Raw genomic sequence first — 12,688 nt, forward strand, 5'->3', positions numbered from 1 at the left:
GCAATCCAGCATCTCACCACGGAGACACTCTGGATTGCTTCGTCGCTTCGCTCCTCGCAATGACGAGGCTCGTGCGACGATCTCGATTTGCTCCCCTGCTCCCGCGCTCCGAAACGCTTACTTCATCGGCCAGATCGCTTCGGCGATCGCGGCCTGCGGCGGGAAGATGGTGACGAACTTGCCGCCGACATATTGCAGCAGCACCGGGTCGGCGTCGTTGTTCTGGCCGGCTTCGTCGAACTTGACGCGCTTCCAGGGCATGATGGTCTGCTCGCCCGGGATGTCGGTCGCGGCCAGTGCATCGCGGATCTTCTCGCCGTCGGCCGACTTGGCGCGGTTGATGGCGTCGGCCAGGATGATCAGGCCCATGAACTGGCGCGAGGTGAGGTCGTTGAAGTCCTTGCCCGAGCGCGCCTTGAACATCTCGTTGATCTTGCCGACCATGGGACGCTTCTGCGCGAGATCGAGCGAGAAGGTGCCGCGCGAGATCACGCCTTCGAGCTTGTCGCCGACGGCATCATAGAGCGCCTTCTCCGAGAAGCCGGCGTCCTGCGCCACGATCGCGTTCGGCTTGTAGCCCAGTTCGGCCATGGTCTTGACCAGCAGGATGCCGTCCGTGGTGTAGCTCGACGGCATCAGCACGTCGGCATTGGCGGTCTTGAGCTGCTGCACCTCGGCCGAGAGCGAGGGCGAGTTGGCGCGATACTTGATGTCGGTGACGATCTTGTAGCCGCGCTCGCCGGCGATCTTGGCCTGGGCGTTGCCGGAATCGGTGCCGAAGATGGTATCCTCGTGGAACAGCGACAGCGTCTCGATCTTGGTGCCCTTCTTCTTCAAGGCATCGAAGAAGTCGAACATCGCGGCCGAGTACATCTCGTCATGCGGGGCGGCGCGGAAGTAATATTTGAGGCCGCGGCGATGCAGGCTCGGCGAAGAGTTGTCGGCCGAGACGAACGGGATCTGGTAGCGTTCGCAGATCTGGCTGACGGTGACGGCGACCGCGCTCTGATAGGTACCGATGATCGCGGAGACCTTCTCCTGCGTGATCAGGCGCTCGGCTTCGGCGCGGCCCTTTTGCGGATCGGCCTGGTGGTCGGCGAACACGAGGCGGACTTTTGCGCCGCCGAGGCCGGGCAGACCCTCGCCCTTGGCCAGCGGCAGATCGAAATCGGTGTCCTTGTTGATGACTTCGAGCGCGGTCTCATAGGCCTTCTGCGCGTCGACGCCCTGCTGCGCGCTGCCGCCGGAGAACGGATAGATGACGCCGATCACGACTTCCGAGGTCTGGGCGCGTGCAGCGAGCGGCACCAGCGCGGCAGTGGCGGTGGCTCCTAGCAGCACGTCACGGCGAGAGATCGTCATGGCAAAGTCCCCTGTTACTAAATTTCGACTGATCGAATGGAGCGATTGATGGATGCGGTAAAGCCCGAAGAAGCAGCAGACGTTGCCTACTAAATCACGGCCATGGTCCGGTTCTTCAGATCCGTCACCAGCATCAGGCCGGGCGAATGCGTGATCGCGAACGGCAGCCTGGCGGCGTTGATCACCGATTGCGGCGTCACGCCGCAGGCCCAGAACACCGGGATCTCGTCGTCGGCGACGGGCACGGGATCGCCGTAGTCCGGCTTGGCGAGATCCTTGATGCCGATCAGGTGCGGATGCCCGAGATGCACGGGTGCACCGTGCACGGCGGGATAACGCGAGGTGATCTGCACGGCCCGGATCGCATCGGCCGGCCTGAACGGACGCATCGACACCACCATGGGACCGGCGAACGGACCGGCCTCGCCGCAGGCGATGTTGGTGCGGTACATCGGCACGCGCACGTTCTGCTCGATGTGGCGGATCGGCATGCCCTCGTCGAGCAGCGCCTCTTCGAACGAGAACGAGCAGCCGAGCACGAAGGTCACGAGATCGTCGCGCCAATGCCTGGTCACGTCGGTCGGCTCGTCGACCACCTCACCGTCGCGCCAGACGCGGTAGCGCGGCACGTCGGTGCGGATGTCGAGATCGGCACCGAGTGCGGGGATGTGCGGGCTGCCGACGTCGGACATGCCGATGATCGGGCACGGTTTCGGATTGAGCTGGCAGAAGCGGTGAAAGGCGCTGGCGTACTCGGCCGGCAGGATCGCCAGATTGCCCTGGACGAAGCCGGGAGCGACGCCGGCGGTAGATCCGACCTGGCCGCCGCGATAGGCAAGCCGCGCCTGGCGGCTCGGGAGCGTGTCGGGTGTTTCAGTTTGCTGCGCTGCCACCAAAACAGTCATTTGATCGACCTGCCTATAAACTCAACAAAGACAGCCAACACCAAGCATGCTATAAAGTCTAATCTTCCTTTCTAATCGATCTTGATAAATTGAATTTATCGATCGGGAAAATCCTTCTCAATGCTGGACTTCAGGTCGATCGAAACTTTCCTCTGGGTTGTGAAGCTCGGCAGCTTTCGCGGCGCCGCAGCACGGCTCAATACGACCCAGCCGGCGATCTCCCAGCGCATCGCCCAGCTCGAGCGCGAGATGGGCGTAAAGCTCCTGAACCGGGACCATCGCGTTGCTTCGCCGACGCCGAGCGGCCGGCAGATGATGGTCTATGCCGAGAAGCTGATCGGTCTGCGCGCCCAGATGATGGCCGAGGTCGGCGACCGCTCGGCCATGCGCGGCGTGATGCGCCTCGGCGTCGCCGAGACCATCGTGCACACCTGGCTGCCGCGGCTCGTCAAGAGCATGAACGAAGTCTATCCGAACCTGTCGCTGGAGATCGAGGTCGACATCACGCCGAACCTCACCGCGCGACTGCTCGCGCAGGAGATCGAGCTTGCTTTCGTCGTCGGGCCGCTGTCGGCCTCAGGCGTCCACAATCGCGTGCTCGCCGATTATCCGATCGGCTTTCTCGCAAGCCCCTCGCTCGGTCTCGGCAACGGACCGGTGACGCCGGCGGAGCTTGCGCGGTTTCCGATCATCACCTTCCCGCGCAAGACCAAGCCTTACGAGGTCGTGCGTGAAGTCTTCGACCGGCCGGAGCTGCCGCCGATCCGGCTGCATGCATCCGCATCGCTGGCGACAGTCATCCACATGGCGGTCGAGGGGCTCGGCATCGCCGTGATCCCCGACGCCATCGTCGAGAACGAACTCGCCGACGGGCGGTTACAACTGCTCGACACCGATCTCGCCATAGCGCCGCTGACATTCACGGCGAGCTGGCTCGCCTCGCCTGACGTCGTCGCGGTGGAGCGTGTCGCCGAGCTCGCACGGCAGATTGCGCAGAGCAGCCTCGCGGTTGACGAGCCCGCGCCGGCGCGTCATTGAAAAAGGCGCCGGACAAAAGAGAGACCGACCGCATGAGCCGAGCCGCCACCAATTTACAGATCGATTCCGCCCGCCTCTGGGGCTCCATCCACGAGACCGCGCAGTTCGGTGCGACGGCCAAGGGCGGCGTGCGGCGGCTGACGCTGAGCAGCGAAGACAAGCAGGTGCGCGACTGGTTCCGCAAGGCGTGCGAGGACGCCGGCCTCGAGGTGCACACCGATGCGCTCGGCTCACAGTTCGGCCTGCGCAAGGGCCGCGACATGTCGAAGCCGCCCGTCGGCATCGGCTCGCATCTCGACACCCAGCCGACCGGCGGCAAGTATGACGGCATCCTGGGAACGCTCGGCGCGCTGGAAGTGATCCGCACGCTGAACGACGCAGGCATCGAAACCGAAGCGCCGATCTGCGTCGTCAACTGGACCAACGAGGAAGGCTCGCGCTTTGCGCCGGCGATGATGGCTTCCGCGGCTTACGTCGGCGATTTCACCACCGACGATATCCTCTCGCGCAAGGACGTCGAGGGCACGACCGTCGGCCAGGCACTCGACAGCATCGGCTATCGCGGCGACAAGCCGGTCGGCTTCCAGAAGCTCGGCTGCTTCGTCGAGCTGCACATCGAGCAGGGCCCGATTTTGGAGGCCGAGGGCAAGACCATCGGCGTGGTCGATTCCGGCCAGGGCGTGCTGTGGTACGACGGCAAGATTTCCGGCTTCGAGAGCCACGCCGGATCGACGCCGATGCCGTTGCGGCGCGATGCGCTCGCGACGCTCTCCGAAATCGTGCTGGCGATGGAGGCCGTTGCGAAGAAGCATGGGCCCAAGGCGGTCGGCACCATCGGCGAAGCCGTGATCGCAAACCCCTCGCGCAACGTCATTCCCGGCGAGATCGCCTTCACCATGGACTGCCGCAGCGCGGACGGCGCCATCATGGATGCGCTCGATCGCGATTTGCGCGCCGCGATCGCCGAGATTGCCGCGCGCCGCAAGGTCGAGGTCAAGATCGACCTTGTCTGGCGCAAGCCGCCGACGCATTTCGATCCCAAGCTGATCGCAGCGGTCGAGAACGCGGCGAAGACGCTCGGCTATTCCTCTCGCCGCATCACCTCCGGCGCCGGCCACGATGCCTGCAACCTCAACACCGTCATGCCGGCGGCGATGGTGTTCGTGCCCTGCAAGGACGGCATCAGCCACAACGAGCTCGAGGATGCCACGCAGCCCGACTGCGCCGCGGGCACCAACGTGCTCATGCATACCGTGCTGGCGATCGCCGGCGTCGCATCCTGACCGGAGAGAGCCATGCGCGGAGTTTTCGTCGACGCCAACGAAGCCCTCGCCGTGATCATGGAGCGGCTGGAGAAGCCTGATGATCCCAAGGTGCGGATCCACCGGGATCCCGATATCAAGCCCGAGCAATATCCTGAAATCCTCGATGGCGCCGAGATCGCCATCGTCGATCACACCGCGCTGCCGACCGAGGTCGCGAAGAAGTGCACGGGCCTGAAGCACGTCGTGTTCCTCGGCACCGGCGCGCGCAGCTACATGAACCCCGAAGAGCTCGCCGAGCTCGGCATCTCCGTGCACCTGATCAAGGGCTATGGCGACACCGCCGTCGCCGAATCCGCGATCGCGCTGATGTGGGCTTCGGCCCGCGTCATCGCGATGATGGATCGCGAGATGCGCGCCGGCAACTGGCTGCGCGAGGATGGCATGCAGCTGACCGGCAAGACGCTCGGCCTGATCGGCTTCGGCGGCATCGCCGCCGAGGTCGCACGCATTGCGTCCGGCAGCGGCATGAAGGTGATCGCCTGGAACCGCTCGCCGAAGAGTTTTCCGGGCGTCGAATTCACCGATCTCGACACATTGCTGGCGAAGAGCGACGTGGTCTCGCTGCATCTGCTGCTCAACGACGAAACGCGCGGCATGATCACGCGCGAGAAGATTCTTGCGATGAAGCCCGGCGTCATCCTCATCAACACCGCGCGTGCCGCGGTCGTCGACGAGCAGGCGATGATCGACGCGCTGAAGTCCGGCCACATTCGTCATGCCGGCCTCGACGTCTTCAACATCGAGCCGCTGCCTGGCGATCATCCGCTGACGAAGATTCCGAACGTGACGCTGTCGGCGCATTCGGCCTTCCGGACGCCGGAAGCCAGCGAGAACCTGATTGAAGCGGCATGGGTTCATTGCCGCCGTATCGTGAAAGGATAAGAGCAATAACAATGGCCGACTATCGCACCATCAAGGCAGAGCCGCTCACCAACGCCATCCGCGCCATCGTCAAGGCCGGCGGCTCCTCGGACCGCGAGGCCGAGCTCGTATCCACCAATCTGGTGGAAGCCAACCTCAAGGGACATGACTCGCACGGCGTCGGGATGATCCCGCGTTATGTCCAGAGCGTCGTCAACGGCGGCCTCGCCGTGAACGCGCACGTCAAGACCGTGCTGGACACCGGCCCTCTCCTCACCCTCGACGGCGTCACCGGCTACGGCCAGGTGATCGGCCATGAAGCGATGGAGCTGGCGGCAGAGCGCGCCAAGCGCAACGGCGTGTGCCTGGTCGGCCTCTCCAACTCGCATCACATCGGCCGCATCGGCCACTGGGCCGAGCAGTGCATCGACCACGGGCTGGTCTCGATCCACTTCGTCAACGTGATCTCGCGCCCGATCGTAGCGCCTTGGGGCGGCAGCGATGCGCGCCACGGCACCAACCCGTTCTGCGTCGGCATCCCGCGCCGGGGCAAGGACCCCATCGTGCTCGACTTCGCCACCAGCAGGATCGCGCAGGGCAAGACCCGCGTTGCCCACAACAAGGGCGTCGAGCTCGAGCCCGGGACCATCATCGACAATGAGGGCAAACCCACCGTCAATCCGCGCTACACCGTGATCCCGCCGCACGGCGCCATTCTGCCGTTCGGCGAGCACAAGGGCTCGGGGCTCGCGCTGGTCTGCGAAATCCTCGGCGGCGCGCTTTCCGGCGGACAGGTGGTCAAGGGCCCGTCCGACGGCAAGTACAATGTCCTCAACGGCATGCTCTCGATCGTCATCGACCCGAGCAAGCTCGGCACCGGCGAGAACCTCGCGAGCGAAGTCGAAAGCTTCGTCGCCTGGCACACCGGCTCGCCGCCCGGCCCCGGCGTCGACAAGGTCAAGATCGCCGGCGAACCGGAGCGTGAGACCAAGAAGAAGCGGCTTGCGGAAGGCATCCCGGTCGATCCGACCACCTGGCAGGAAATTCTGGAGGCGGGGAAGAAGTTCGGACTGGATCAGGCGGCGATCGAGAAGATCGTGGGCTGATCGGAGCGCGAAGCGCAGCTCTCCGCGTGTGGTCCCGACCTCATGCACAATTGCGCAAAGAAGCATGGACTACGGCGAAACATCGCCGCATCCGCGGGATGGATTTGAACCGGCCCGCGTTGTCCCACGACAACGCGGGTATCCCGGCTCACATCCGCCCAGAGGTTCACATGCTCTCCCGTCTCACAAAGCTCGTGTCCGGCTCAGGCCGTCCGTCGCATGCGGCCGATTTCTACCAGCAACGGCTCGCCATCTACGAAAGCGAACTCGACGAACCCGAATACAGCTTCAGGGACAGCGCCGAGCGCCGCATCGACATCCACGCCTTTGGCCGCGATTTCGTGCCGGTGTGCCAGGAGGGATCCGACGAAGGCTACGTGCTTCTGACCAACGGCATGAGCGAGCAACGGATGCCGGGAGTGCCTGGGGACGCCAAGCCGCGTGCCGAGCTGATGTGGTATGTCCGCGAACCGACGCCGGATGTCTGCGACAATCTACGCTGGCTCTCCAACCTGCCGTTCATCGACACGACCTGGTTCGGCTTCGGCCATCGCGTCGCGCTGCCGTGGCCTCCGGTCGCAGGAACGGACTTCCAGACGTTCCTGTTTCTGACGCCGATCATCGGGCCCGACAAGCAGATCGCCGAGGCGCTGGAAATCGCGGGCGATCCCGTGGAGATTTTGACCGTGAACCTGATTTCGCATCAGGAGCTCGGGCTCATCAAGTCCAGGGGCCTCGATCCGTTCCTCGACCTGCTCGACGAGAACGACTATCCACCGATCTTCGATCCGGCGCGGAAGTCGTATGTATAGGGCGCGCCCAAGACACCGCTGCCCTACCCTTCTCCCCTTGTGGGAGAAGGTGGCGCGAAGCGCGGGATGAGGGGTTCTATCACCGAGCTAGACTGCGAAAGGCTCACCCGCGGAGAGAAACCCCTCACCCGGCTTCGCTTCGCGAAGCCACCCTCTCCCACAAGGGGAGAGGGTGAAGAGCCTCAATCCACCATATCCGCGACCGCCTTGCCGCAAGCAGTCGTGTCGGCATTGCCGCCGAGATCCTTGGTGCGCAGCGTGCGTTCGGCGAGCGTGCGCTCGATCGCATCGACGATCGATTTGCCGGCGACCTTCTCGCCGAGGTGGTCGAGCATCATCGCGCCGGACCAGATCGCGCCGATCGGGTTGGCGATACCCTGCCCCGCAATGTCGGGCGCCGAGCCGTGCACCGGCTCGAACACCGAGGGAAAATCGCCCTCGGGATTGATGTTGCCTGATGGCGCGATGCCGATGGTGCCGGTGCAGGCCGGGCCGAGATCGGAGAGGATGTCGCCGAACAGGTTCGAGCCGACCACGACGTCGAACCAGTCCGGATGCAGCACGAAGTTCGCGGTCAGGATGTCGATGTGGTACTTGTCCCACTTCACGCCCGGAAACTTCTTGGCCATCGCCTCCACGCGCTCGTCCCAATAGGGCATGGTGATGGAGATGCCGTTGGACTTGGTCGCCGAGGTCAGGTGCTTCTTCGGCCGCGACTGCGCGAGCTCGAAAGCGAATTTCAGGATGCGATCGACGCCGGTGCGGGTCATCACCGTCTGCTGCGTGACGAACTCGCGGTCGGTGTCCGGGAACATGCGGCCGCCGACGGAGGAATATTCACCTTCGGTGTTCTCGCGCACCACCCAGAAATCGATGTCGCCGGGCTTGCGATTGGCCAGCGGCGACGGCACGCCGGGCATCAGCCGCACCGGGCGCAAATTCACATACTGGTCGAACTCGCGGCGAAACTTGATCAGCGAACCCCACAGCGAGACGTGATCCGGGATTTTCGCCGGCCAGCCGACCGCGCCGAAATAGATCGCATCGTGCTTGCCGATCTTTTCCTTCCAGTCGTCGGGCATCATCTGGCCGTGCTTCTCGTAATAGTCCCAGGACGAGAAGTCGAAATGGTCGAAATGCAGGGACACGCCGTGCTTCTTGGCCGCGGCCTCCAGAACGCGCAGGCCCTCGGGCATCACTTCCTTGCCGATGCCGTCGCCGGGAATGACTGCAATCCGGTATTGTTTCTTGCTCATCGAGAACGTCCTTGGTTGGTCCGGCAGCCGCCGCCTTTTTGACCGCACTGCAATGGACCAAACTCGGCGGCAGTGCAACGCTGCACTGCAATGTTGACCATGGCGCGGCCGAGCGCCTACTGGTTTGATCCTGATGTTCCCACCGAGCGAGTACCCTTCATGGATCTGCATCTGCGTGGCAAGCGCGTCCTGATCACGGGCGCGTCCAAAGGCATTGGCGCAGCCGCCGCCGAGGCGTTTGCCGAGGAAGGCGCAAACCTCCTGCTCGCCGCCCGCAGCGGCGACCAGCTCAAGGCCCTGGCCGATCGCTTGCGCTCCGCGCACCAGATCGATGCAGCGACGAGCATCGTGGACCTGCGCAAGGCCGAGGACGTCGCGCGGCTCGCCAGGAACGCCGCCGATATCGACGTGCTCGTCAACAATGCCGGCGACATTCCCGGCGGCTCCATCGACAAGATCGACGAGGCGACCTGGCGGCACGCCTGGGAATTGAAAGTGTTCGGGTACATCAACCTGACGCGGCAGATCTACGCGCAGATGAAGGCGAAGGGCGGCGGCGTCATCGTCAACGATATCGGCGCGGCCGGCGAGAAATTCGACGCCAACTACATCTGCGGCAGCGCCGGCAATGCCGCGCTGATGGCCTTCACCCGCGCGCTCGGCGGCAAGAGCCTCGCCGACAACATCCGCGTGGTCGGCATCAATCCGGGCCCTGTCGGCACCGATCGCCACGTGACGCTGCTCAAGACGCGGGCCAAGCACCAGTTCGGCGATGAGAGCCGCTACAAGGAGTTCCAGAAGAGCCTGCCGCTCGGCCGCCCCGCGCATGCGCGCGAGATCGGTGACCTCATGGCGTTCCTGGCGTCGGATCGCGCCGGATATACGTCCGGGGTCATCTATACGGTGGATGGCGGCATCAGCGCAGGCTGGGGTTAACTCTATCCGCGTCATTGCGAGTGCAGCGAAGCAATCCAGAGTCTTTCCACAGCAACAGTCTGGATTGCTTCGCTGCGCTCGCAATGACGATTGAATATGCACAGGAGTAAAATAGTTGTCTCAAGACCTGATCCGCGAAACGGCCTGCGCCGTCGTCGACAAGCTGCGATCCGGCGACGTCTCGCCGCTCGAACTGCTGGATGTGCTGGAGAAGCGCATCGGTGAGGTCGATGGCAAGGTGAACGCGCTGCCGACGCTGTGCTTCGACCGCGCGCGGGACAGCGCCAAAGCGTTGATGCAGAAGCCGGCCGGTGCGCGCGGGTTGCTCGCGGGCCTGCCGGTACCGATCAAGGACCTGACCGATGTCGCGGGCGTGCTGAACACGCAGGGTTCGCCGATCTTCAGGGACAACGTGCCCAAGCAGTCCGATCTCATGGTCGAGAACCTCGAAGGCAATGGCGCGGTCGTCTACGCCAAGTCGAACACACCGGAATTCGGCGCCGGCGCCAACACCTTCAACGAAGTGTTCGGCGCGACGCTCAATCCCTGGGATATTTCGAAATCGGCCGCCGGCTCCTCCGGTGGCGCGGCGGTAGCGCTTGCCACCGGCATGGCCTGGCTTGCGCAGGGCTCCGACATGGGCGGCAGCTTGCGCAGCCCCGCAGCCTTCTGCGGCGTGGTCGGCATGCGGCCGAGCATCGGGCGCGTCGCACATACGCCCAAGTCGGCGATCGACCGCAATCTCGGCGTGGTGGGGCCGATGGCGCGCAACGTCGAGGATCTTGCGCTGCTGTTGGATGCCATGAGCGGCGACTATGCAGACGACCCGCTCTCGCTGCCCGCACCTGCCACCTCGTTCCTGTCGGCGGCTCAGTCAGGCAAGAAGCCGAAGCGCATCGCCTATTCGCCAGATCTCGGCATCACGCCGGTCGATCCCGAGGTCAAGGCGATCACGCGCAAGGCCGCGGAACGCTTTGCGGAGGCTGGCGCGATCGTGGAGGAAGCGCATCCGGACTGGCGCGAGGCGCATGAATGCTTCCATGTCCTGCGCGCCTTCGATTTCGCGATCACCAAGGCCAATCTGCTGCGCACCAAGCGCGACCTTCTGAAGCCCGAGGTGATCTGGAACATCGAGGAAGGCCTCAAGCTCACGGTCGAGCAAATCGCGCGCGCCGAGGCGCAGCGCGTCGGCATGACCGCGCGCGCGATCGAGTTCTTCGGGACGTACGACCTGTTGCTGACGCCGACCACGATCGTGCCCCCCTTCCCGATCGAGCACCGCTATGTCGCGGAATGCGCGGGCAAGAAATTCGAGAACTATGTCGAATGGCTCGGCATCGTCTACGCCATCACGCTCGCCTGCTGTCCGTCGCTGTCATTGCCCTGCGGCTTCACGGCGTCGGGGCTGCCGGTCGGCGTGCAGGTCGTCGGCGCGCCGCGCGCGGATGCGCAGGTGCTCGCGGGCGCAAAGCTGCTCGAGGACATTCTGGGCCTGCGCGGGACGACGCCGATCGACCCGAAGGTGAAGGCATAGTGCCGGCCGCACCGGGGGACGTTGGTTGTTCCCCGGTGCCGGCATCCCTGCCATCAGATCGCCACAGCGCTGCCAGTTACCAAGGCCTCGACGCCTTGGTCGGCTCTCTAGTCGTTCGCTTTCGGGCCACCGTGATACTGATGCGCGTCGTAGCCCATATCCTCCGTCATGGCCGCGTGGGCCATGGAGGCCGGATGGAGCTGCGACATCCGGGCGGTGGCTTCCGACGCCACAGACGGATGGTGCACGACGCCGCGGGCGTCGGCAGCAGAGCAAAGCGCGACCAGAACGGCCGACGCGGCGAGAACAGATTTCATCATGATTTGACGTGCCTCGTGTTGAAGCCCACCAGCAAATAAGAGGTGGGCTTCGCAGCGTAAGATTCCTAGCCTGAATCGGTGCGCTTGCTATAGGCGCGGCATAAACATTCCGCTCTCCAGGATTACCGCGAAGCCGCGTGCGCCTCGAGGCTCCGGCTGTAGCGCGACATCGCAAAGCAGAACACGAAATAGATCGCGGCAACGAAGATGTAGACTTCGACGGAGAACTGCTGCCAGGCGGGATCGATGATCGCGGTCTTGGCAGTCGTCAGCAGGTCGAAGATGCCGATGATCAGCACGAGGCTGGTGTCCTTGAAGAACGCGATGAACGTGTTCACCAGCGGCGGGATGACGTGGCGGATCGCCTGCGGCAGGACGATCAGCCGGTGCTTGCGCCAGTACGAGAGCCCCAGCGCATCGGCGGCCTCATACTGCCCGCGCGGCACGGCCTGGAGGCCGCCGCGGATGACTTCGGCAAGATAAGCGCCCGCGAACAGGATGATTGCGATCTGCGCGCGCAACAGCTTGTCGATGTTGAAGCCGCTCGGCATGAACAGCGGAAACATCACGCTCGCCATGAACAAAAGGCTCACCAGCGGCACGCCGCGGATCAGCTCGACATAGAGCACGCTGAGCGAGCGGATCGCCGGCAGCTTTGAGCGCCGGCCGAGCGCGACGAGGATACCGAGCGGGAAGCCGAAGGCCAATCCGAACGTTGCAAGGATCAGCGTCACCGGCAGGCCGCCCCAGCGATCCTGCGAGACGAACGACAAGCCCAAAACGCCGCCCCACATCAAGATACTGATCAGGGCCAGCGCCCCGATCCAGAGATAGGCCAGCTCGCGCCGCCACAGGGCGCGACGGGTGGAGAGATAGAACAGCGCGATGAACAGCACGACCGACAGCGCGGGCCGCCACTGCTCATCGAATGGATAGGTGCCGAACAGGATGAAGCGATATTTTTCGGGAATGATCGCCCAACAAGCGCCAAGGCCACGCACCGCCTTGCAGGCGCTGGAATCATTTGCCGGTGTCAGCCAGACAGCGTTCGCGATGCCCCACTGCACGAAGCTGAAGACGCCCTTGGACAGCAACGCCAGCAGCACGACCGTGAGGATGCCGTTCGGGATCGACGAGAACAAATTGGTGCGCAACCAGCGCAGCACCGGATTGCCCATCTGCGGGCGGCGGGCGGCGCGCGGTGCGTCCGGAACATCGGTGATCGCGGTCATG

Annotated in this window: 12 protein-coding genes; 7 read left to right on the top strand and 5 right to left on the bottom strand. The window is 64.3% G+C overall.

The features are described from left to right. Positions 1-117: 117 nt before the first annotated feature. Together JQ627_RS04820 and JQ627_RS04825 are read right to left on the bottom strand one after the other, a co-directional pair. The gene (locus tag JQ627_RS04820; RefSeq protein ID WP_166099080.1) at positions 118-1,362 is read right to left on the bottom strand and encodes an ABC transporter substrate-binding protein; all 1,245 of its coding nucleotides are present in this window, start codon (positions 1,360-1,362) and stop codon (positions 118-120) included. An 89-nt stretch (positions 1,363-1,451) separates the two neighbouring features. Then, complete coding sequence (locus JQ627_RS04825) at positions 1,452-2,267, bottom strand: putative hydro-lyase (protein WP_212482981.1); 816 nt, start codon at positions 2,265-2,267, stop codon at positions 1,452-1,454. A gap of 120 nt (positions 2,268-2,387) precedes the next feature. On the opposite strand from JQ627_RS04825, the gene JQ627_RS04830 reads away from it, so the two are divergent. The 5 genes from JQ627_RS04830 (at position 2,388) to JQ627_RS04850 (ending at position 7,409) form a co-directional block, all read left to right on the top strand. After that, the gene (locus tag JQ627_RS04830; RefSeq protein ID WP_212482982.1) at positions 2,388-3,305 is read left to right on the top strand and encodes a LysR family transcriptional regulator; all 918 of its coding nucleotides are present in this window, start codon (positions 2,388-2,390) and stop codon (positions 3,303-3,305) included. Between the two features lie 32 nt (positions 3,306-3,337). Further along, positions 3,338-4,588, top strand: coding sequence for a Zn-dependent hydrolase (locus tag JQ627_RS04835; protein ID WP_212482983.1), 1,251 nt, complete (start codon positions 3,338-3,340; stop codon positions 4,586-4,588). Positions 4,589-4,600: 12 nt separating this feature from the next. Further along, a complete protein-coding gene (locus JQ627_RS04840) occupies positions 4,601-5,512 on the top strand; it encodes an NAD(P)-dependent oxidoreductase (protein ID WP_212482984.1) in 912 nt (303 codons plus the stop codon). Positions 5,513-5,523: 11 nt separating this feature from the next. Further along, positions 5,524-6,597 carry a malate/lactate/ureidoglycolate dehydrogenase gene (locus JQ627_RS04845; RefSeq protein WP_212482985.1) on the top strand — a complete coding sequence of 358 codons (1,074 nt, stop codon included), beginning with the start codon at positions 5,524-5,526 and terminating at the stop codon, positions 6,595-6,597. A 170-nt stretch (positions 6,598-6,767) separates the two neighbouring features. After that, on the top strand, positions 6,768-7,409 hold the full coding sequence (locus JQ627_RS04850) for a suppressor of fused domain protein (protein ID WP_212482986.1): 642 nt from the start codon (positions 6,768-6,770) through the stop codon (positions 7,407-7,409). Between the two features lie 182 nt (positions 7,410-7,591). On the opposite strand, the gene JQ627_RS04855 is transcribed toward JQ627_RS04850, so the two are convergent. Then, positions 7,592-8,665 (bottom strand): tartrate dehydrogenase, encoded by a 1,074-nt coding sequence (locus JQ627_RS04855; RefSeq protein ID WP_212482987.1) that lies wholly within the window; start codon positions 8,663-8,665, stop codon positions 7,592-7,594. Between the two features lie 159 nt (positions 8,666-8,824). Here JQ627_RS04855 and JQ627_RS04860 point away from each other — a divergent pair, with 159 nt between their 5' ends. Both JQ627_RS04860 and JQ627_RS04865 read left to right on the top strand, forming a co-directional pair. Beyond that, the gene (locus JQ627_RS04860; protein ID WP_212482988.1) at positions 8,825-9,601 is read left to right on the top strand and encodes an SDR family oxidoreductase; all 777 of its coding nucleotides are present in this window, start codon (positions 8,825-8,827) and stop codon (positions 9,599-9,601) included. 115 nt (positions 9,602-9,716) lie between these two features. Continuing rightward, a complete protein-coding gene (locus tag JQ627_RS04865) occupies positions 9,717-11,135 on the top strand; it encodes an amidase (protein WP_212482989.1) in 1,419 nt (472 codons plus the stop codon). 107 nt (positions 11,136-11,242) lie between these two features. On the opposite strand, the gene JQ627_RS04870 is transcribed toward JQ627_RS04865, so the two are convergent. Together JQ627_RS04870 and JQ627_RS04875 are read right to left on the bottom strand one after the other, a co-directional pair. Continuing rightward, positions 11,243-11,455, bottom strand: coding sequence for a hypothetical protein (locus JQ627_RS04870; RefSeq protein WP_212482990.1), 213 nt, complete (start codon positions 11,453-11,455; stop codon positions 11,243-11,245). A 122-nt stretch (positions 11,456-11,577) separates the two neighbouring features. Continuing rightward, entirely contained in the window at positions 11,578-12,687 is a 1,110-nt protein-coding gene (locus tag JQ627_RS04875) for an amino acid ABC transporter permease (protein WP_212482991.1), read from the bottom strand. Between the last annotated feature and the right edge of the window lies 1 nt (position 12,688).

The sequence above is a fragment of the Bradyrhizobium liaoningense genome (genome assembly GCF_018130785.1).
GTDB lineage: Bacteria > Pseudomonadota > Alphaproteobacteria > Rhizobiales > Xanthobacteraceae > Bradyrhizobium > Bradyrhizobium liaoningense_A.

What these genes read in the sequence shown, in the direction of transcription:
- JQ627_RS04860 (WP_212482988.1), top strand. Translation starts at nt 8,825, where the DNA reads ATGGATCTGCATCTGCGTGGCAAGCGCGTCCTGATCACGGGCGCGTCC.
- JQ627_RS04835 (WP_212482983.1), top strand. Translation starts at nt 3,338, where the DNA reads ATGAGCCGAGCCGCCACCAATTTACAGATCGATTCCGCCCGCCTCTGG.
- JQ627_RS04875 (WP_212482991.1), bottom strand. Translation starts at nt 12,687, where the DNA reads ATGACCGCGATCACCGATGTTCCGGACGCACCGCGCGCCGCCCGCCGC.
- JQ627_RS04825 (WP_212482981.1), bottom strand. Translation starts at nt 2,267, where the DNA reads ATGACTGTTTTGGTGGCAGCGCAGCAAACTGAAACACCCGACACGCTC.
- JQ627_RS04840 (WP_212482984.1), top strand. Translation starts at nt 4,601, where the DNA reads ATGCGCGGAGTTTTCGTCGACGCCAACGAAGCCCTCGCCGTGATCATG.
- JQ627_RS04830 (WP_212482982.1), top strand. Translation starts at nt 2,388, where the DNA reads ATGCTGGACTTCAGGTCGATCGAAACTTTCCTCTGGGTTGTGAAGCTC.
- JQ627_RS04820 (WP_166099080.1), bottom strand. Translation starts at nt 1,362, where the DNA reads ATGACGATCTCTCGCCGTGACGTGCTGCTAGGAGCCACCGCCACTGCC.
- JQ627_RS04855 (WP_212482987.1), bottom strand. Translation starts at nt 8,665, where the DNA reads ATGAGCAAGAAACAATACCGGATTGCAGTCATTCCCGGCGACGGCATC.
- JQ627_RS04850 (WP_212482986.1), top strand. Translation starts at nt 6,768, where the DNA reads ATGCTCTCCCGTCTCACAAAGCTCGTGTCCGGCTCAGGCCGTCCGTCG.
- JQ627_RS04845 (WP_212482985.1), top strand. Translation starts at nt 5,524, where the DNA reads ATGGCCGACTATCGCACCATCAAGGCAGAGCCGCTCACCAACGCCATC.
- JQ627_RS04870 (WP_212482990.1), bottom strand. Translation starts at nt 11,455, where the DNA reads ATGATGAAATCTGTTCTCGCCGCGTCGGCCGTTCTGGTCGCGCTTTGC.